The sequence below is a fragment of the Tolypothrix sp. PCC 7601 genome (assembly GCF_025677855.1).
Classification (GTDB): domain Bacteria; phylum Cyanobacteriota; class Cyanobacteriia; order Cyanobacteriales; family Nostocaceae; genus Aulosira; species Aulosira diplosiphon.
Map to the genome: position 1 here is coordinate 86,834 of NZ_CP064881.1, position 21,282 is coordinate 108,115.

The 21,282-nt window shown below is 40.9% G+C and carries 17 protein-coding genes; 2 read left to right on the top strand and 15 right to left on the bottom strand.

Annotation, left to right across the window (positions count from 1 at the left end):
• Nucleotides 1-6: 6 nt before the first annotated feature.
• The 4 genes from HG267_RS37950 to HG267_RS37965 are packed head-to-tail and all read right to left on the bottom strand — an operon-like array spanning nucleotide 7 to nucleotide 4,447.
• A complete protein-coding gene (locus tag HG267_RS37950) occupies nucleotides 7-723 on the bottom strand; it encodes a hypothetical protein (protein WP_045873585.1) in 717 nt (238 codons plus the stop codon).
• Nucleotides 724-744: 21 nt separating this feature from the next.
• The gene (locus HG267_RS37955) at nucleotides 745-3,468 is read right to left on the bottom strand and encodes a hypothetical protein (protein ID WP_045873665.1); all 2,724 of its coding nucleotides are present in this window, start codon (nucleotides 3,466-3,468) and stop codon (nucleotides 745-747) included.
• A gap of 59 nt (nucleotides 3,469-3,527) precedes the next feature.
• Entirely contained in the window at nucleotides 3,528-3,878 is a 351-nt protein-coding gene (locus HG267_RS37960) for a hypothetical protein (protein WP_045873586.1), read from the bottom strand.
• Between the two features lie 8 nt (nucleotides 3,879-3,886).
• Nucleotides 3,887-4,447 (bottom strand): hypothetical protein, encoded by a 561-nt coding sequence (locus HG267_RS37965; protein WP_045873587.1) that lies wholly within the window; start codon nucleotides 4,445-4,447, stop codon nucleotides 3,887-3,889.
• A gap of 532 nt (nucleotides 4,448-4,979) precedes the next feature.
• Between HG267_RS37965 and HG267_RS37970 the strand changes: the two genes are divergently transcribed.
• Nucleotides 4,980-5,411 carry a hypothetical protein gene (locus HG267_RS37970; RefSeq protein ID WP_155539575.1) on the top strand — a complete coding sequence of 144 codons (432 nt, stop codon included), beginning with the start codon at nucleotides 4,980-4,982 and terminating at the stop codon, nucleotides 5,409-5,411.
• A gap of 138 nt (nucleotides 5,412-5,549) precedes the next feature.
• On the opposite strand, the gene HG267_RS37975 is transcribed toward HG267_RS37970, so the two are convergent.
• The 9 genes from HG267_RS37975 to HG267_RS38015 all read right to left on the bottom strand — a co-directional run bounded on the left by HG267_RS37975 (nucleotide 5,550) and on the right by HG267_RS38015 (nucleotide 18,142).
• Nucleotides 5,550-6,962, bottom strand: coding sequence for a hypothetical protein (locus HG267_RS37975; protein ID WP_045873588.1), 1,413 nt, complete (start codon nucleotides 6,960-6,962; stop codon nucleotides 5,550-5,552).
• A gap of 168 nt (nucleotides 6,963-7,130) precedes the next feature.
• Nucleotides 7,131-7,517 (bottom strand): hypothetical protein, encoded by a 387-nt coding sequence (locus HG267_RS37980; protein ID WP_045873589.1) that lies wholly within the window; start codon nucleotides 7,515-7,517, stop codon nucleotides 7,131-7,133.
• A 12-nt stretch (nucleotides 7,518-7,529) separates the two neighbouring features.
• The gene (locus HG267_RS37985; RefSeq protein ID WP_045873590.1) at nucleotides 7,530-10,925 is read right to left on the bottom strand and encodes a CHAT domain-containing protein; all 3,396 of its coding nucleotides are present in this window, start codon (nucleotides 10,923-10,925) and stop codon (nucleotides 7,530-7,532) included.
• A gap of 163 nt (nucleotides 10,926-11,088) precedes the next feature.
• On the bottom strand, nucleotides 11,089-12,555 hold the full coding sequence (locus tag HG267_RS37990; RefSeq protein WP_045874301.1) for an ATP-binding protein: 1,467 nt from the start codon (nucleotides 12,553-12,555) through the stop codon (nucleotides 11,089-11,091).
• Entirely contained in the window at nucleotides 12,556-13,575 is a 1,020-nt protein-coding gene (locus tag HG267_RS37995) for a Mu transposase C-terminal domain-containing protein (protein WP_411863277.1), read from the bottom strand. It lies immediately after the preceding gene.
• Nucleotides 13,576-13,826: 251 nt separating this feature from the next.
• Nucleotides 13,827-14,708 (bottom strand): helix-turn-helix domain-containing protein, encoded by an 882-nt coding sequence (locus HG267_RS38000; RefSeq protein ID WP_263420087.1) that lies wholly within the window; start codon nucleotides 14,706-14,708, stop codon nucleotides 13,827-13,829.
• Between the two features lie 229 nt (nucleotides 14,709-14,937).
• Nucleotides 14,938-15,273: a Tn7 transposase TnsA N-terminal domain-containing protein gene (locus HG267_RS38005; protein ID WP_263420088.1), complete on the bottom strand. Its 336-nt coding sequence runs from the start codon at nucleotides 15,271-15,273 to the stop codon at nucleotides 14,938-14,940.
• Nucleotides 15,274-15,696: 423 nt separating this feature from the next.
• Nucleotides 15,697-17,067 (bottom strand): replicative DNA helicase, encoded by a 1,371-nt coding sequence (dnaB, locus tag HG267_RS38010; protein ID WP_045874941.1) that lies wholly within the window; start codon nucleotides 17,065-17,067, stop codon nucleotides 15,697-15,699.
• 133 nt (nucleotides 17,068-17,200) lie between these two features.
• Nucleotides 17,201-18,142, bottom strand: a complete 942-nt coding sequence (locus HG267_RS38015) for an AsnC family protein (RefSeq protein WP_228045731.1) — start codon at nucleotides 18,140-18,142, stop codon at nucleotides 17,201-17,203.
• Nucleotides 18,143-18,552: 410 nt separating this feature from the next.
• Here HG267_RS38015 and HG267_RS38020 point away from each other — a divergent pair, with 410 nt between their 5' ends.
• Nucleotides 18,553-18,927: a hypothetical protein gene (locus HG267_RS38020; protein WP_045874944.1), complete on the top strand. Its 375-nt coding sequence runs from the start codon at nucleotides 18,553-18,555 to the stop codon at nucleotides 18,925-18,927.
• Nucleotides 18,928-19,191: 264 nt separating this feature from the next.
• Here HG267_RS38020 and HG267_RS38025 read toward each other — a convergent pair whose 3' ends face one another.
• Together HG267_RS38025 and HG267_RS38030 are read right to left on the bottom strand one after the other, a co-directional pair.
• Complete coding sequence (locus tag HG267_RS38025; RefSeq protein WP_045874945.1) at nucleotides 19,192-19,497, bottom strand: hypothetical protein; 306 nt, start codon at nucleotides 19,495-19,497, stop codon at nucleotides 19,192-19,194.
• A gap of 116 nt (nucleotides 19,498-19,613) precedes the next feature.
• Nucleotides 19,614-20,555, bottom strand: a complete 942-nt coding sequence (locus HG267_RS38030) for a ParM/StbA family protein (protein ID WP_045874946.1) — start codon at nucleotides 20,553-20,555, stop codon at nucleotides 19,614-19,616.
• Nucleotides 20,556-21,282 lie beyond the last annotated feature (727 nt).

Sequence of the window (21,282 nt, forward strand, 5' to 3'; positions counted from 1 at the left end):
TGCCTTTTAGAACAACCGCGCTTGGGCTGCTGTCCTTAAATTATTAAAACCCTGATCCACTGTTTGTTTCTGATACGCCTGCTTTTGACCATCTAAAGAACGGGAGATATTCGTCAAATTGAGGTTCGCCAAATTTTGAGACTGCCGTAATTTCAATCCATCAGTCCGCATGTCTCCTAAAATTGCTGCGGTTTGGACATTTTGTTGAGCAATTCGCTTCATGACATTCTGGGTGACAACTTCATCTTGAGCAGCATTAGCATCTACATAAACTTGTGCAACTGAATTTTGGGTTGTTTCAATTCGGTCTTTGGTTTGTTGTTGACCTGCTTTGCTAAGAGTGCTATCTGCTTCTGTGCGGGTAATTTGGCGGTCAATTTCGTTTGTGGCTCGTTCAGCCGCATTGACGGCACTATCTGAAGTAGCTGCACTATCAGAAGCTTTTTCTCTTGCTGCATTTGCATCTGGTAAACCCAATACACCCATTGCTTCCGTAATCGCAGCTTGCAAATCTTTGCCTAAGAACTTCGTTAAAGGTTCGAGTTTTTGAGCCAGGGAGGAAGCATCTTGAGTAAATGGATTCAATTGCTGTCGCCATTGCTCGAAGAATCTTGCGGAGGGACTATCTGGAAAAATTGGTACTGAAAATGCCTGAGCGCTAGTGAATCCAATTGCAGAGACGGCGATCGCTCCAATAATAGTAGCTCGCTTAATTTTGTGCATCACTCCTCCTTTTTTGAATATTTACTTCGTCTCAACCAAATGTTTGGAGAATTGTGTCAAAGCCACAAACTTATTGGGATGCTGAGATAAAGCAGCAGTTCTTTGCTCTTGCTCTTCGGGATTGTTTGCTACTGCTGCGAACAAATTAAAGGCGGGATAGTAGCGGCAAAAAGTAAAAATCCCGTTATCGTCTAGCAGCCACTGGGAATAAACTCCTTCCTTTTTTGGAAAAAAACTTTCTGTGGCATTGCGAGAAATGATTTCTGGGGGATATTTCAAAATGTTCGCAAAGCTATCAACAGCAGTAGGTTGGATACGTCCAATCAGCCGAGTGGTTAGATTTTGGAAAATCTTCGCACCTGTTGGAGATTGGGCAATGGTATCAGGGTCTTGAGCAGATAAAATTACTCGGATTCCGGCTTTTGCTCCATTGGCACACAGTCTACCCACCAGTGCGGCAATCGAATCGTATTCAAACAGGATAGGACTTTCATCAATAAAAAATACGCTGGCTGGGGCTGCCAAGGCTCGACGCAGGGCTGCACTGTAAGCACTTAAACTTAAAATTGCTGCATCATCGTCATTGGATAAGTTACGCAGCGCAAAGATTAATAGATGTGCATCACTGCGGAAGGTGGAAGGTTGGGCTAACGCTTGTCCAACTCTACTAGAAAGCCAGAATCGCAAGCGTAATTTTATGGTTTCTAGGGCTGCTTTGATATCGCCCCCTGAAGAATCTAGCTGTAAACGCTCATGAGAACAAAAACTTAAGAAATCTTGCAAGGTGGGCATTACCAACCATTCTTGTGAACCAAAACCATTAATGTAGGCTGCGGCATAGCGATCGCGGATTAATTCATCGTTAAAAAAAGCTTTCAGGGCCAAAGCAATGATGGAACGTATCGCGTCCGTAAGTGTTTGCGAGGCATTGGTTACACCCCTACGAGTACCTACAACCATTGCTAGTATTGCCGTCGCTAGGAATTCTTTGTAATCCTCAAATCGTTCTTGCTGCAACTTAGGTGGGAGAGAGCCTAAATTCGGCAATTCAAATAAATTACTTGATTCTTTACCGATATCAAAGTAAGCTCCGTCATTACCCATAAATTGGGTGTAATCAGTAAAAGTACTGCTGCCATCAGGTTTAGGATAGTCCATTGCTACCACTGGCATTCCATGCGCTAAAGCTTGGGTGAGGATGCCCGATGCCAAGACGCTTTTACCTGCACGGGTAGTAGCGAATAGCCCCAAGTTCTTGTGCTGGGTGTACAAATTGAGGAATACTGGCGTTCCTCCTTCTTCGGCAATTAGTTCCAAGCCACTATCGTCTTTAGCTTGAGTTCGTACTAATGGCATGAACCCAGGTACTTCACCACTTAAGTAAACTAGCCGTCGATTAAAGGGAACGGTCATTAAACGCTCCCAAGTGATGGGAAGAGTCTGCAACCACATCCGCCACGGATATTCAGTTTCGCGGACTACCCAGGCTGGACGCAAAAAGCAAGATTGTAAATACCGACAGGCTTCATCCAATTTTTCACGGGATGAGCGGTAAACTAAAAACACAATCCCAGTATGAATGGGAACAGCACCTTCATAAAGTTCTTCCTGAGCAGCAATTGACTTTTTGATATTGACTAAAGACTTGACATCAACTGAGTTTTTTTCATGTGCCAAAACTGCGCTTGTATTCGCCTGTTTGGTTAGGCGCTGCATATTGGTTTTGACTAAAGTCTCGTTAGCCCGCATCAATTGGCAGTAAATTTCGGTGTCATAAACCCGTTCTCTGGATAAAATTTCCCAGAGATAGCGCATCTGGTGTTCCTTATCTGTCCAGCCACCAGGTTTATCGACAAAGGTCAGTGCTCCAATATATTTGTCTAGTAGATGCACCCAACGGCGATCAGCAATAGGAATCGATGATTCAGATTCCATCAACATGGAAGTAGGCGCAACTTCTGAGTAAATTTCTTCGCGCAGTCCCTCCTCATCTAAAATCAAAAGTTGGGGAATTGGTCGCGGTGGAGTCGAGTTGAAACGCTGCCAGAGAATTGCCCAAAGTTCTTCAGCATCGTAGGGGCGAACATTTAACCCCATTTTGTTGGACAGCAATTGTTCCCAAAGTTGAAAGCCATCAGTAAAAGATGCGTGTAGCAGGCGCTCAATGCGAAGAAACTGTAACTCGTTGATTTCGCCAGTGAAAGATTTCCATGAACGCTCTAGTCTTGAGAGCAATTTTTCTATGACATCGCTGGTGCCAGTGGTATCTGGTTCTACTGTATAGGTACAGTACAAGCGCAGGGTTTTGGGTTTACGGATGCCGAGTTTCGTCAATTCTTGAGTACGACAGCGTTCTCCCATCAGGAGATATTGTAGTTCTTTGTTGGGTGAGCGCTCGCTCAAATTCTGGAGTTGTTGTTGCCTGAAACTATCATCAGTAAACGAACTCAAATGTATTGTCAGTCGTTCACCCTCTGGTAAATCTTTTAAGCCCGATTCAATAGCGTCGAAAACTGGATCAATTTGTTCAGTACGCAACGTTGAGTGAATCCCGGCGCACTCGAACCCAAAGTGAATCATAAAGCTGTTAGTACCTTTACGCAGTACGTAAGCACCAACAGAACGCCCTTGAAGATTAATCTGCAACATTGTAACTAGTGCAAAAGCATCTTCCAGAGGTGTTAAACGAACTTTGCGTTCCCCATTATCAACAATGCGCTTACCAACTTTTGATTTCACCGAAATATCACCTCCCAAGTCAACTTTTTTGGGAAAGTTAACTAATATCCCATCGTGACTATTTTCTAAATTTCAAATTTGTTAGCAGTTTTTCGGCTTTCTGCTTTTTTTTTAGCATTTGACTGCAAAATTGGTTGATACAGCACACGTACTCGCGTCCAATTAGGAGTAGCTAAAAACTTTGATAAAATTCTCCAAGCTCCGTTAGCAGTCAGCACCCACCAAGTCGAAATTCCCCAAGTTGCTAGAGTTAGAGTCCAAATCCAATTAAGTCGCAAAAAGCCATGAAATAAATAATAGGAAACCCCAGAAATCACTACCCAAGGAATTAATTGATCAGATGGAAATGGCCCAATGTTAGGCTGCTTTCCAATGGTGGTATTAACAGTGCGTGTTTTGGATTTACTATCAATCATTTTCGACCTCAACCAGTTGTACCGCCACTGCCAATAATTAAGTTCGCCAAGATATCACCCATAGTCACTGCAATTAGAATAATCATGGGTGTTCGGGCTAAATTCTGCCAATCTTCGTCTTGGCGAGCTGATTGTATGACTTTTACCAAAGAAATTCCCAAGTAAATCAAAAATAAACCACGCAGCACGTTAAATACTAAAGGAATAGCTTGACCAGCTCCTGAAAAGTTTGATGTCATCCAAGTTTGTGCATTTTGGAAGAACTGTGCTTTTGCGGGAGTTGATAGTGCGTCTAACAATGAAAAAGTTCCTAGCATTGTCAATGCAGGGGTAGTGAATTTATAGCGCCGATTTAGCTTGGCACAAAAATTAAGCAGCCCATCTAACTCACGCCGCCAAATAATTACTGCTGTCCCTAATGTTGTTAAGCCAAATGTTAAAAAGCTCAGGGGACTATGGTTAATAATTACATCTAAGACCATAGCCACATTTGCAGTAATTACTAGGGGATAAAGATTAGTCGAATACTTCTTTATGTGGCGTTCTGGATATAGCTTTATTGAAGACATAGAGAATCACAACAAAGTTTTCTATATCTTTAATAACTTGTATATATCCTAATAATAATCATCCGAATGTGAGAAGATTATCAATTTATTATTTCTCAGAATTTATGATTTATTCTGGATATATTGATTACTAACAATTAGTTTTTAACTGTGTAACTATACACAAAATCTATAATTTTAAGTAATTAGAAATATGGATTATATTGATAAAATAAAGTAAATATACATAAAATTATTTTTAAATTTATACATCAATTTTGTGTAGTCTACACAAGGAAGTGGCTCTATCAATAGGTAGAGAACATTCATAACAACCTTAAATTTAGTACTCAGCACTAGAACACCGATTCACTAATAAAATATGAGACTGAAAACCCCTGTTTTAACGTCTCCTACAATAAAACATTCCTTGTTACAACTCACGAAACCAGGTTTTTTCGTCATGATTCCGAATACTGAATCGGTGTTCTAGTGTTGCGTCTATCCCAGAAATATTATTGATAGGCCTGTTCAAAATGAGGAAGAAAAGGAGATGTTTTATCCAAGTTGGCGCTGCTTCTGCTGTCGGGATTCAGGAATAGTCGATCCGCATTTGGCGCTGCTGGTAATGCCAGACTACAATTTATCTCGCGATCGCTGGACTCTTTGTCAAACGCCGGGGTGTAATGATAGCAGGATTTGGGAAAATTTACCACTAGATAATTTTGATACTTATTTATTACCAGCGATATCACAAAAACTTGACAGGATTAACCGCGAACACTGGCAGAACCGTTCAATATCCCTGAAAGTAAGGGAGGTAGTCAAAGAAACGGCTGAATTAAAAAGTATGCGGAAACGCGATCGCACTCATGAGGAGCATCAACTTATTCAAAATCATCACGATTTAGTGCGTAACAAGCGATACAAAATCGATCAAGAAAAAGCTCAGGAATTAGCGCAATTAAGGGATGAGCAATGTTAAAGCAAAATTCAAGTGGGCCCTAGTTAAGATTTCGGACAGGTCGGTTTATTAAAAATGTTCGTATTGTTTTTTAGTTTTAACAACATAACAAAGCAGCAGAAGTTAATTATGACGACAGCCAAAATTTATGTAAACATTTCATTTACGAGATAAGATTCGAGTGAGTTTGGGCATGATGCGGGGAATCAGTATATATGCTACTAAACCAGCAAATGCTCCTATTCCCAAACTCCAGGCAAAAGCTTGAGTTTGATAGGCGAAGGGGTTTTTATTTTGGGGCACTTCGGCAAGGATGACAGCAGAGACTATTTGACTAGTGGCTAGTCCAATACCTACAGCAGCAATAGTATTGTTTATAGAACGGTCATTTTTTGTTTGTTCGATCTCGATGATTCCACGCACGGTGTTGGTTAAGTCTTCTATAATTCTTAAACTGGCATTGAGGCTGGCACAGTCTTGTTGTATCTGAACTTTGTATTTATTTGTAACAGTTTTGGTAAATTTCTCTAGGCATTGTAAGTTTGTATCACCTAATGTACTGTCATTTTGCTGTTTTTCTTTGGCTTTATTTTCAATATCTTTTATGAAGCTTTGATAGTTTTGTAAGTTATTGTCTATTGCTAAACGAAGCATTTCTAAAAAACTTAGCTTACTAGCATAATCAGATAGTGTTGCTATACTTTGACTCAAAATTTTTTGCAAATCTTGTAATTCTTGTTGAGATATTTTTTGATTTATAAATCCGTAATTAACTTTGTTGACTCGATTGATGTTCTCTAAGACAGCCTGAAATATTGCTTTGAGTTCCGTAGTGAGTTGGCGACTATATGCGTATTCCCAAAGAATTTTATTACGCATATTAAATAATCGTAGCCAATCACCATAAAATTCTGCGGCTACTTCCATATTCCACAGATTGGCATAGAGGATAATCAGAACATGAATATTTTCCTGTTCGACATTTAGCCATTTTTGCGGTGGTTTCCAGACTTCAAAAACTGTTGCGCCGAGGAATTTTCCTGGCTCTGGATTTTGGCATTCAATACCTTCTAAAATCTTGTATGTTTCTTTGGCAATGCTCGCTGGATCAGGTTTAGTTCCTGGAGCTAATGAACCAGATACCATCCAAGTTTTTCCGATATTACCACTTTTTGTGGCTGCTTGTTGTTTGAGATTTTTGAAAACATCTATTAGCTGAGGATTGTTTCTATCGTCAATGGAGCAATCGAAAATCAGCCCGTAAGTATCGTATAAACGAATTGGGTAATAATAGCCTTCTAATTTGTAGCTATCGCTGATATCTGTAAAATAATAGTGATTATTTTGAATATTAAATTGTTGTTTTGTCGGTTGTTCTATTAGTTCTTCTATTAATTTTATATATTCTGGGTTTTCTCCCTTTTCTTCGGCATCTAAATCTACCTTGATTTTATCTGGTAGGTTCTGCCAAAAGCTTTTATGATTTTCTTTAATTTGCTCATCACTATCACCTAAACCATTTCTGAATTGGTAAACAAACAAATCTAAGGTAGGGTATATAAGTTTTTTCATGAAGTCATTATTTGCTAATCAGTATTTAATATTTTTTATGATTCTGATTTGGTAGCTTTTTTGGGGTTGGAGGATTGACATTGGTAGGTTTTAAATCTTGAGATTTTGGTTTATCTCCGCTCACGGAAAAGCCTCTTTTTTGTTCCTTCGGTTGTTTGTGACTCATGACTATTTACTACCTTTATTTGTTGATTGAGTGGATGGAGAAGATTGGGAATTTGAATTATCGGATGGTGGGGTAGGAGGGTTGGTATTTGTGGAACCTAGTTGTTCTGGTTTGGGATTATCGTTTGTTACAGAAAAGCCTTTACTGCGTTCTTGTTCACTTTCTTGCTTCTTCAAGTTTCGCCTTTGAATATCATAAAGTCGTTTGAGTGGTTCGCATTTTTCGACTAAGCTATTAAGCTGCTTAATTCTATCTTCTGTGGCTTGCTCTTTCAAAGCGTTACACAATATATTTATTTCCTGTTGTAGTTCCAGTGGTAGTGTTGATACATCAAATTGGTTGACTGCATTTAAGAAAGCTTCTTTGCGGATATTATATGTTGCTTGCATAGCTGTATGAGTTTAAGAGTTAATTTTGCCAGTAATGGTGAAACTTGCCCAATAATAGGGATGGGCATAGGGAGGTATGGTTGTATTTATTTTAGCGGGGTCATTTTCGATGATAGCGGCTTCGTCTAGCAAATCTTCCGCGCAAATCGAATCTTTTTCTGTTATCTCCTCAGCACGTTGTTTGTACCAATTTATCAGTTCACGATATGTTAAGTTACGTAACCACATCTGGGTGCGTTTGAGTGCAACTGCTGGGGCAGTATTCCAGTTGGGTTGACGGTAAAATTCAATCATGAATAAAGCGCTGGATAAAGATTCGACTGTCCAGAGGGTGCTGAGAACATTTGTTACGCCTTGAGTGAGGAAGCCACTGACTAATCCCACGTACTCATTATCAATGGTTTGATTACCTGTAATGGCGGTTTCGCAAGCGGAAAGGCTGACGAGATGGTAGTTTTCCAGGGATAATTGGGTAATGTCTTCTAGGGTGAATCTATCCGTACCGCTTAAGGCAAGGCAAGATAGCTTTGGTCTTTGGTAATTGTAGGTTGCGTGTCCGGTAAAGTGAAATATTTGGTGGTTATTTGCTAGGGCTGTTTTGATATTTTCCTTGCTGGCTGTACTTCCAGGTATTCGCTGGGGATTGGCGAACATTGCACAGATGGTTACAGATTCAATTTCTGCGTTGGGTAGTTCTTCAAATGGCTTATCATCTGAATCTTTGCTATTGGGTGCTTCTACGCTTAAAAGGCTGGTTGGGACTGAAATTGGTTGTTTTTGCTGCAAACTTATGCCAATTTGGGCACTGGGTAAGTAGGTGGTGGTAAATTCATCTGGAAATAGGGCATGGAGGGGAAAACGGTGTAAATCGCGGTGTGGAATTAATATAAGATTTTGGATTTGAGTGTTTTGGTTCTGGATGGGTTTGATAATCGCGGAAATGTTGAGTATTTCGCCGAGTTTTATCAGCAATTGCGGTAAATTATCTCGCCAATCTGGATTTGATGATTGCTGTTTTACTCCTTTTCGGTGATTATCGTATTGTGTATGCCAATTTTTGAGCCAAGCTTCTAATTTTTCTGGCTTTTGGGTAGGGATAACGACGGGTTTATCGGCATCAGGTTTGATGATAAATGTAGTGATAGCAAAGGGGCTGATATGCCAGTAGATGATAGCTGTGTTTCGATTAGTTGGGGAATTTATTAACTTTTGAATTTGGCTGTAACTGGGGCTAAGAATCTGTTCTTTGCGAGCATCGAGTATCCAGGTGAGGTAGAAATTTTTGTTTCTTTCTGCAGTTTCTAAAGCAGAGATAAAATCACCATCTTCGATTAAAACGTCCACCCGCATTTGGGAGAAACCAGAAAATTGGGCTTCTAATTTGCGTTTTTGGAAAGAAGATTTATTGGGGGAGTTTAGTAATTCTCCGAATACTGCTAATGCTTGTTTGCGATATTCTTTGGCTGCTTCGTCTTTGTTTAAGCCAAATAAGACGCGGATTAATCCTCGCAATAAGTCTAAATGTAATTCGGGGAAGGCTTCTTTTGTGAGGGTAATTAGGGCTTGGTGATATTCAGATTCTGCTTGGAACCAATATTGGCGATGATTACGTTCTCCCACACCTTGGTAATAGTGAGCATTACCTATTGCTTGATGCAATATTCCCCAACCTTCGGAATGAGTGTCTTGCTGGCAATATTTCAAACCTTCTTGATAGCTTGCTAATTCTCCCTCATAATCGCGTTTATTGAGGTCTGAGTTTTGTTCTGTAATAGCATTGTAAATAGCTAAAAATTGATTGAAACTAATGGATTTTCCAGCAGCAACACCACGATTACGCCAAGCCCTATATTCATCAGGTTTAAAATTGAGTGCTTTGTCAAAACAAGCTATAGCTTCTTCATATTGATTAAACTTATCACAAAGTAAAGCACCTTTACCAATCCAAACTTCATCGAAATCGGGTTTAATTTTTAGTGCTCGGTCGTATGATTTAATTGCTTGTTCAAACTCTCCCAATTTACGTAGCGCATTACCCCGGTTGAGCCAAGCTAGACAATAATCATTCGGTTTAATTTCCAGTGCTTGTTCATAGGATGCGATCGCATCTTCAAACCTATCTAAATTAGCTAATGCAACACCTCGGCTGTTCCAAGCTTCATGAAAATCAAGTTTAATTTTCAGTGCTTTGTCGTAAGATGCGATCGCTTCTTCAAATCGTTCTAAATTTAGCAGTGCATTACCCCAGTTGTTCCAAGCATTATAATGATAAGGCTCAATTTTAACTACTTGCTCATAAGATGCGATTGCTTCTTCATTGCGTTTTAATTTACTTAGTATCAAGCCTCGTTTAAACCATACCTCGTATTTATCAGGTTGAATTTGCAATGCTTTGTCATAAGACGCGATCGCTTCTTCATTTTGTTCTAATTTACTTAGTGTTAACCCTCGTTCAAACCATACCTCGTATTTATCAGGTTGAATTTGCAATGCTTTGTCATAAGATGCGATCGCTTCTTCATTGTGTTCTAATGTATGTAAAACCAAACCTCGAACATACCAAGCAGAATCAGAATCAGGTTTTATTTTGAGAGCTTGGTCAAAAGATACAATAGCTTCAGGGAGCCGTTTTAACTCAGCTAGTACAGCACCTCTATTTTGCCAAGCTTCATGGTCATCAGGTTTTATTTTGAGAGCTTGGTCAAAAGATGTAACAGCTTCAGAGAACCGTTTTAAATCAGCTAGCACAGCACCCCGGTTTTGCCAAGCTTCATAGAAATCAGGTTTCAATTCTACTGCTTCGTTAAAAGATATGATTGCTTCTTCAAATCTTTCCAAACTAGCTAGCACAATACCTCTTCCATACCAAGCTTCAGGGTCATTAGGCTGAAATTTGAGTGCTTGGTCAAATGATGCGATACTACCTTCAAAATCTTCAGCATCAAACTGTTGCTGACCCCTTTCAAACCAAATTTCCGCTTCTCTTTTTTCTTCCTCTCCAGTGTCCTCTTCCTCCCACAAAAATTCCCTCCCAATCTCCCCAGCAACCTCACCCAACACCCCACAACCAACCTCACCCAACCGTACCATCCGCGTTGCCAACTCCCTATTTTCCCCATCACTAGCTAGCAAATTCTCGCCAAAACGCCGCAACCATTGCACTAAATCAGCTTCAGCAATATTTTTTCCATCTAAAAAACCCTTTACCCGTCCGCGACTCCAATTTTCGTCGTTGACCCCAGTTAACAACTGAAAAAATAACAATTCATATTCCGTATCCGCAAGGAATTGACGCGGTTGTTCCTTGACAAAAAACGGTTGACCCGGCGGAACAGACTGTTTTTTGCTGAATAAGTGTGATTTGAACGATATTTTTGCCAAAGGGTCACGAAATGCTTCAAAACTCATTAGGACAAGATATACTTCATAATTTAGTTGTGAGTTGTAAGAATGATAATCGTATAGTTGGGGGGAGACAGGGTTGAGCAAAGCTCAACCCTGTCTCATTAATAAAGAGAATGGGAAGAAGCTGCCGTCGGCAGCTTCTTCCCCCACCCAATGATTATCATTATTATGTTGTTGACGGCGATTCATGCCCAACAGTGTCTCGCTTGGGTTTGCGTTGTCCAACCCGTGTGCCTGACTTTTTCTGGGGACTCTTATCTGTTTGCTGTTGCGTGTCCTGGGTTATCGCCTGAAGGTCAGTACTAGGATTACTAAGTGGCGTTTCAGTAATTTCAAGCGTTTGAGTAGATGTAGTTTTCTTACGAGTCTGCTTTTTCTTCAAGGCTGGCTCTACGGGGATCTCGTTTGCTGTTGTGGTCGTAAATTCTTGTGGTGCAGGTACGTTTGGCTTTTTCCGAGTCGATGTAGTTTTAGGTGGTGACTCTGTTTTCGATGAAGTGATTTCACTACCGACCAACGGAGTTTCAGGAGGGACTGCACTAGTCGGTACATCCGTTGAACCCATTCCTATTTGTAGCAAATGCCATAAGTGTTCGCGGCGGCTCTCCATATAGCTCAGTTTTTCTTCGCCTTCAGTCGCTTCTATTGCCATACGTTCGCACTGCGCTAGCGTTAGGGTATGTTCGTGTAATTGTTTTAAAGTTAAAGCTTTATTTCCATCATCTAATGCCGCCGCCACAGTTCTGATGAGCCAGTCTTTTAGGACTCCAAGACAGCCAATAGAATGTTCATAGAAGTAAAGCCAATGCTGCATTAATTCAGGAATATTAGTATCAAGAGGTACTTGCTTGAGGAGTGCCAATAACGCTGCTTGAAAATCCAAACGGTCTTGTTCATTTTGGTACAAATAGCGCGGAAAGTGGATATCCAGACCGCGCCGGGATGCTTGACCACTTAAATTGCGGAAATTTAACAGTTCGTAAGTACCAATCAGGATGTGTAAAACACCCGTAACATTCGTCATGGATTTAATCCAATCCAACTGGTCTAAAAGCTTGCCAGCATTACTTCCAGTCCCAATCTTCATTAAATGTTGCGCTTCATCCAGGATAACCGCACGTACACCACGTTTGGTTATCGCTTCTTCTAATGCGTGGCGCAGTTCTGGAGAATCATTAAACTGGGAAGTTTTGCTAGTACGTCCACGCCCTTTTTTCTCCCATGCCTCCGACGTATCAATGTCTACAATGCTACGACGCTCGTAGAATGGCTCATTCAAAAGCTTCAGCGCAGTCCGGTAATAGTCAGTTCGATTAAACACCCCACTGTCAGGTGGACGTGTCTCTATCAGTAACAGAGGTAATTGAGGTACATAACCGTTGCGGTAGCTTGAGTCATTTGATACATAATCCTCAGTTTGAGGCGCATTTAAACGTCGGGCAATTTGCCGTATCATCGTCGTCTTGCCCACACCGCTTGGCCCATACACCAACACATGAGCAAATCCGGCAGGTTCTCGAATCGCACGCATGAGCAGCATATCTACCCGTGCTAACTGTGGATGTAAAACTGCATACTCCTTAAATTGAGTAAGTAAGTTTATGTCATCGCTCCTGTTCCTGTTTAAATCCATCTATTTGTATTCCGCTAATATTGGCAGTGAACTTAGATCCAACGGTTCAACGTTTCGAGATGGTACGTGCTGCGATGCAACATCTTCACTCTGTTGTGCCAATACAGCAAATGTTGAATGAACTTGGTTTACTGATGGAACAGAAGAATTACTAGACGTTAAATTGTCTAGTAAGCGTTTACTTTCCAAATCACGCAATCTTTGCAGCAACAAGGCTTCATGTTCTTGGACATTGGCAATGAAGTCAGCTAAATGTTTGGCATTCAAATTCGTCGCCGTGGCGCTACGTTTGTTCAATTGCCTAATTTCTTGTGCCGCTAACAACACTTCTTTTTCAGTGCGTCCCACGAAAGTACTGTAATACTGAGAGATACATCTCACCCAGCGCCCATCAACATAGGCGTAAGCAACTCCCATATCAAAAGGATCGTAGCGTACTGGTACTAATGTTTTTTCTACATTGGGATTGCGGAAAGCATCACTCCAATAGTAGAGATAATTGACTTTAATCCCTTGTCCCGGCTGAACTTTCGCCTGACCTTTGGGCGTGGAAGGACGTGTTGCCATGAGGAACTCTTCGTTATAAGCAATACTTCGGTGTAAGCGTTCTCCGGCGATTGACAACCCTTCGGTATAAACAACGCCTGGAGACGCACCTAATGAGTCATGATAATTTGAGTCGTAAATCGAGTAAGCCCACTGGGTCAGGTAAGTATATAAATCTCCCAAATTCCAAACAGCTAACTGTTTTGGGTCAACAGTTTTGGTGAGTTGACGCGGCTGTTTACTTGCTTGAGTATTACCTAATAGGTTATAGATAAACTCAGTATTTGTCGTCCCAAATAATCGTTCAATTACCGACCCAAAGCGGGGTTTACCACCAGGTCGTGTTTTCTTGGTGCAGTGGTAGCGTGCTAGCAAGGTGTCAAAGTATATACTGTGGAATTCTTTGCCACCATCTACAACTAATGTTGAGGGAAAACGACCTTGGCGCTGGACTAAAATACGTAGCCCCATCATGCAAGACCTGTAAGAAGGTGCATCAAAAGTCAGATAAACTGCCAATATTCGCCGAGAATAAGCATCGGTCAGTAATGTTAGCCAAGGTCGTCCCAGTAACCGACCTGTAGCTTGTGAGCGTAATTCAATATCGAGTTCGGTATGGTCGATATGGACTATCTCCAGTGGACGGTTTCCGTGAGGACGTGTATTTAAAGCTAGTTCCCAGACAAAAGGCTCTGTTGCGTATGCGGCTTTTGCTCCCTGACGCTTTAATGTCTGCTCATGGGTTGGGCGTTTTTTAAACGCTGGTAGAAGGTGCGGTTACTAAGGGGTTGTATATTTAATGCTGTACAGGCTCTGACATACGCCCGATATACTGAAGCGCCTGTCGCTTGTCTTGGTGTTTCAAAATGCTCCTTAATAAATTTATCTAATAATTCACTTGAATCTGTTGGCGATTTTGGTTGACGATTCCCTTGCTGATGTGTGCGTGGTAGCAACCCGACATAACCGCAACCTAAACTTGCTTCTGCTTCACGGAACTGTTGTACCCATCTACGCAAGGTACGTGGGTTGATGTCTTGATAGATATCTGTATGGCGTTGGAAATATGCTTGTACTATATTAAATTTTCGATTCGCTTCTTTTAAGTGAGATGGAGAAGCGGCCTCCATTAAAGTCCGTACAGTTTCATTTCTTGTTACATCTGTAACTCCGTTGTGGATTTTAATGGTGCCACTGTCGAATAACTGGAGAAAAAATGCTGTGGGCAACTGTATTGGGAAGCCTGACTCTGGTAATAGCGTGGTTGTGGTCTCGCCATAGTTAACTAAAGTCCATAGCGCCGAATCCCACTCAAGGGCTGTGTTAGGTAGCAGTGTTGTGGGACTACTGGGAGTATTCTTTGTAGTTACTCCTACAACAGATGCGTGTGTATAAGCGTCATGATTTTGTTGACTTACCCATAATCGTGTCCTGTAATGTTCAACTAAGGGGACAGCAGACAAATCCACGTACAAAAGCTCAGTTGCAATCATGATGTATATGTCATTGGCACATACATCATTTAATTCTTGTAGCAATGCCGCAATCGTTATTCCTGGATTTGCTTCCAGGTAAGCCAGAACTGTCGAGTGTACATCTGTTGTCAAATTTGATTTAAATCCCAGGTAATCTGACAAAAACATCAAGTTCTGGGTAAAGACGGGATTCAATTCGGCATCAGTACGAACGCAGTATTTTAGACCAAATTGTGATGCGTGTGCTTCTCCTGGTGGGCAACGCCAATGACCGGATGCTGTTTTTTGATAACGCCCAGGATATTTTTGTGCTAAGAACTCTAGTTCCTTAACTGTTTTCCACTCTTCCCAGCAAGCACCATCATGACGTAATACAAAAAAAGTCAGGGGTATGATAGTGACCTATATTACGCCCTGCTTGATTTTTATACTGGATTTTGAATGGTGGGGGCTGGTCGTAGAACTCTAAAACTTTGGGGTCGTGTTCCATCAAGTAAATCGCCCACAATTCCACTGTATGGCTCTCGAATTGAATTGTGACCCCCATTTTAGAACTAGGGTACACGCCACAAACGTTCTTGGTTCGTCCTTGTACCCGACGTGAGGGTGGGGATTTCCTGATTTGTGTAATCAAATCAATGGTGTTGGTTGCTAGTTGCTGTTGCCTACACCAATCTTCAAACTCGAATTCGTTCATTTGAGCTTCACCTCCGGGAGCGTGACCTATGTGATACAAGGACGGCTTTGTTGCTTCACTACAGTCTCCTAAAAATACTTATCAACGCGAATTGAATCATATTTTAGTCAGTTTGAACCATATTTTGTCATCTAAGTTGTACATAGGAGTGATTTTTAGAGAATTATTCGGGAGAAGTTTTTTCTTTTTCGTTATGACAACTCTAGGATTTATTATGATTCACAATTAGGACACGCGGCCATAATTTTATGCAAACTTTTATGTGATGTTTAGGCTGTAACCCTTGAAATGTCGTTAATTTTTGGTCAGGGTATGATTCACAATTTGGTCATCCAGGGGGTAAAAGCACAAACACTCTACTGTACTTTGTATCTCTGCATTCAGCTTGCCTCAGAGCAGGCGATCGCCTGTAAACAACTTTCATCACCTCAAATTCTGGATAATTCCATATGACTTGTCAAAAAACACTGTTGCTGTGCCTGTATCGCCGTGGCGAGATTTAGCCATGATAAGTTCTAAGATTCCCTGTTCTGTAGTATCTGGGTTATAGTACTCATCACGGTACGCGAGAATAATATTGTCTGCAACCATCTCTAAGATTCCTGATTGGCTGAGGTCACTCATCATAGGACGCTTATTCTGCCTACTCTCTACTCCCCTAGAAATTTGAGAAAGTGCCAAGACAGGAACATTTAAATCACCAGCCATTTTGTAAAGTCCCCTGGCGACATCTCCTAATTCATAACTGCGATTACCCCCAGAGTCTTCTGCCATCATTTGTAGGTAATCGACTACAACTAATCCCAGCTTTCCTTCTTTGGCTTTTATCTGACGACATTCAGAAGCAATTCCAGAAACAGTAATACCTCTTGAGTCATTCATATAAAGCGGTAATTCTGAGGCAATACCAACAATTTTGGCAATACTTGTGAATTCCCAGATCTCTAAAGGTTGATTACCTGAACGATGTCTGCGGATGCGATCGCTCTTCAGCGGAATCAAGTCTAAATGCTTGTAGGCACTAGTAACACTAATTAAACTCCACAGTCTGTACTCCAATTGCTTTTTTGTCATCTCCAGCGAGAAGATAGCTACAGGTAAGTCGTGAAGCAGTATCATCTGGAACGCCAGGAATAGCGAAATGAATGATTTCCCCATTGATGGCCTACCCCCAACTATGGTGAGTGTGCCATCTTCAAATCCCAGCATTAAATTATCAAGCTCATGAAGTCCTGTGGGGTAGATGGGATTATCTGAATCTAATTCCTCGTAAGCAGCAATATTAATCGTGCTGTTGTGTTCAGTATTGTTTGTAATAGTTTGATTAGATAGTTGAAAAACCTTTTGCTCTGCCTGATCTAAGACAATTGGTAACTCTTTTTCGGTCTCATAACCCAGATGCACAATTTCATTACCCGCTTTAATCAACTGCCGCCGCAGATACTTGTCCATCACCAAAAGAGCTAAGGCATCGATGTTAACGGCTGACACTGTGCGGTCTACAAGGGTGGCTAATTTATTTCTCCCACCAATACGCTCAAGTAAATTGTGGTCAGCCAGCCAACTGGTGACTGAGAGTAAATCTGTGGGTAAAGATTGACTCAAGAGCCGCAGCGCAGCTTGATAAATATCTTTGTGGGCGCTGATGTAAAAGGCTTCTGGAATTAAGCGATCGCAAATCCTGCTTATTGCTTCTGGGTCTAGCATAATCCCGCCCAAAATGGCCTCTTCTGCCTCGATGTTTTGGGGTGGCAGGCGGTCAGCTGGCCCTTGAAAACTTAGTTCTTCCGCCATAAGCAACTTGAAATTTTCAATTCACAGGACAAAGGTTTTGTAGAGAGGTTGAAGCTCACTATGCTGATTGCTTCTGGGTTTGACATTATCCAACCCAAGCTGGCTTGTTCCATTTCAAGAACATTGGGAGCGATCATACTTTCTCCTTATAGGTTTCCATAGCTTGCTGATGTTGTTGTTCAATTTCCTGTTGAAACTTTTTCATCATTTGGCTGCTGCGACTGCTTTGAGATTTTTTGGCTTTTGCTTGTTGCCAAGCCAGAAATTTCTTGTAATAAACCTCCCAGCGATTTTGTCCAGCTTTATTTTGATGAGCCAACCAAGCTTCAATGTCGTTGACTGGCTGACTGAGATTTTTAGTTTTTTCTTCACAAAAGTTCAAAAAATTCGCTCGCTCCTCTTCTGAGAGAGTCTGAATAAATTCTGTATAAGTCTGAGAGATCTGAGGGGAGCTATAACCATTACTGTACAAGGGTTCTAGCTCTCGATTTGGACAATCTTGTCCAACTCCGGACAATTCTGTCTTAGTTTGGACAAGATTGTCCAACTCCGGACAATCTTGTCCAACTCCGGACAATTCTGTCATTTTTCTCTCGCCAGAAAATTTAGGTTTACTTTTAGATTCTGGACTGTCCTGTTCTGGACAATTCTGTCCAACTCCGGACAATTCTGTCATTTTTCTCTCGCCAGAAAATTTAGGTTTACTTTCCGATTGATTTGCTTTTTTCTTTTGGCGTAGTTCTTTGGCTTGCTTACCTGCTAAATTCTGTCCACGAATTACTACAGGTTCCCATCGATAAAGTTCTAAATCTTCAAGTTTTGCCAGAGAACGTTTAACCTGTCTTTCACTGACACCGATTGCTTCTGCAATTTCTGGAATTCTTGGTAGTTCTACCATGCGATCGCCGAAAGGCTCAATCATTTGTAGATAAGCCCATAGTGACCAGTCAGCAGCAGTTAACTTGCCGCGAATAGCTTTAATAGCCATTGTGTTAGGAGTTTGGTAGAAGCCATCTAATTCAATACCGAGCATTGGGTAATCAGGGACTACCGTAAGTTGAGTTTGGTGTGACATAGCTAGTCCCTTTGTGCTGGTGTGAGTTCACGGTAGGCTCTCAACCATTCTTCATGCTGAAGTGGGTAAAAAATTCCTTGAATTTTTGAATTGGGTTGTGTCATAGTTCTGCTAAGACAAAATAACAAGACAGTAAGACAAAATAACAAGACAAAATTTCACCTCTTTCCCAACGGGATCGAGGCTGATTTTTTAGATGTCTATCATTTATGCTCAGTCAACGAATTTTTATGTTTAATCCTGACAAGGCATTAATTTGATGGTTATGCTAGTGGTTAGAAGATTAAAGATATGTCTAGTGAAAAGCACTTCTAGCAAGAGTTTGGTAAGATTAAGGTAGACATAGTCGTTGTTGTTTCATCGGACATCACATAGTATAACCGTTAAACTTAAGTATAATTAACAAAGCAATGCAAAGTTTTGTATCAGAGAAAACTCAACGTTATCAGCAGTTATTCGATGAGATGATGAATCGCTTCCAAATTGAAGCGAAGACAACGGCTGAACAGGCTAAAGTTTCAGAGGTGATGTTATCCCGCTTTCGTCGCGGGAAGGCGGATTTAGGAGCATCAAAACTAATAGCGCTACTTTTGGCTGTTCCGGTAGAAGCTAGGGTGTGGTATTTATCGGAGTTATTTGGTCAAAGGCCAGGAGTTAGCCTGCGATCACTGATTGCTGAAGCACCTCCTGAAGAACAAGCTGAAGTTTTACGGCTAATTGCTGACATTTTTGTGAATAATAGCCGTGAGGCTACAGACTCAGTGCAGTTCCTTAAAGCTTTGTAAGTTAGATAAACAGCTTGAAAATTGGTTGTTAAAAAGTTACTGAATTAGGTTATTTTAAAAAATACAGAGCATTGAAATCCTCAAGCATTTGAAGAAAAACCTAACTGATGAAACACTCGTAAGGTAACTAATCCAGTAATATTTTATTCGCCTTTAATTTTGCTAAAAGCCTCATCTGTTTGTTCACAAGCGAATTCAGCAAGAGGGTTGACTTTTAGCCCATGAAGTAGCCATGCAATGAGTATGTATTGCTGGTGATTATAGTTACAAATCAAAATCAAGGGTGAACGTTTCACCGTCTAAATCCTTTTGTTCTTTGAGTACAGATGGATTTATAGTCTGCTCCTCAAGTTGATTTTGGTTGATGGTAATCGGATTAACAACAGGTGTATGTGAAACTGCTTGTTGTATTGGGAATGCACCCTTTTTAAAGGCAAAATAGCAGTCAATAATAAAGTAAAGCGTTTCCAGATAACTTTTATCTAGTTGTTGTGACTCAGCAAAGATACGTTCACGATAGCTATCTTTAATCCGGACTTTTTCTGGTGTTAAATTTTGTTTATCTGCCATTGTTATTATCTACCAAATGTGATGAATGACCATATTTGATGTTTGAAATTTTAGAGAAGGAGAATTCACACATCTATAATTTCCAATGAGGCATGAAGCTAATCCCAGGCATGGTTTCACGAATTTTTTTTCACAATTGCTTTAGCCATTTCTAGAAGTCCAAAGGCATTAGCTTCTACCGGATTGTCCAGAATTTTGAACCCGTTCTTCTCTAAAAGCTTCTTAAATCCAGGCAACAGGCAACCTCCACCAATGGCCCAAATTTCATCTCCTGTGTGTTTGGCATCAAGTGTCAGATTCACTGGTTTCTTCAAATATTTCTCATACCAGTCTTTTAAACAAGTGCTGTAGACATCTTTGATATCAATGTCACGACTGTATCTGGTATGCCCCATTTCCAAGCAGAAGCGAATTTTGGATGAATCGCCAATTTTTCCGCCATTAAGATGTTTCATTTTTTGGGCAATATCATCAATCAACACTTCTACACCTGTGGGGTAGGGGGTATGAACTTCCCGCTTACCCTGGTTGTAACGTGAATACAGAGTCGTACCATTGCCAAAGTCTAAAACGGTTAATTTTGGGGGGAGTGGTTGTCCAAACAATGCACCCATTCCTTCAGGTACTACCTTCAGGACTTCTACCTTGACTTCAGATTGCTTACCAGCAAGTATGGGCTGATATTCACCGTTGAGTACTTGTTTTAAGTCTTCTGCCAAAGCGACATCATGTAAGCTAACGACTAACTTTAAATGCCAAGCTTTACGATGTGGCAGATGTGCCAAGGCACCCAATAATGTAATTAGTGCATTATTGACTTTGTTCTCGTTGCTATCTGTATTGCGGTCGAAATGATAACCTGTACGAAAAGCAGATTCTCCGACGGTGTAGGCAGTACCATTGAAAACTACTCTTCCGGGAACATCTTCCATGTCAACGGAAGAAATGTAGCTGGGGACGCGAACAACATCAAAGCCATCGACTAAAAGTTTGATGCTACCGTAACCGTTATCAAAGCCCGCAGGAAAAATTTTTTGTAAAGTGTGAATGTTGGTCATAGGGGTCAAGTGGGGTATAAAGTCTGAATTGGTGAAAAATACCCTAAGCATTACCTATATATACCCTAAATAGGGGTTAAATTGAGCATAAAAATTCTTAGGTATTTATGGGACATATATAGCCCCTACTTATACCCTAGAAAGAATTGGGAAACTTTTTAGGAGAAGTTTTGCATCTATACATAACTGCTTTTCTCCAAAACAATAATTACTTAAGAGCAGGACTACTCAATGTATTTATGAAGTCGAAAAATTTCACAGACCTCCGACTTGCACTAAAAAATAAACTTTTAGCTAAAACCGCAATTCATGAGGACACTTGCGTTCATGAGTTGCGGGTCGTCATATTCGCAAGTGGGAAAGACGATTTATCTGTGGAGGTACTGAAGGACTGTATGATGCCCAATGCCCGGGAAGACCCCCGGTTTTTCCCCCTCAAGTTGCACTGTATCTGGTCAAGATAGCTTGTGAGCGGTGAGCGACCTGATATGGTGGGCGATCGCTTTGTCAATGGGACTGCACATAGTTAGCAAGTCAAGAGCGATCAACTAGAATAGTTCATTGACGTTGCTTGCTCAGAACAGTTACTGCGAGTCATTCAATGGTATGTATGGCGATGGAAGATTGAACAAATCTTTGCCACCCTCAAAACAGCTTTCCTTGAATTTAGAAGCTACTCAGCTAGAGCCTGCGATCAGTATTTAACACCTGACAATCTTGGCTTTGT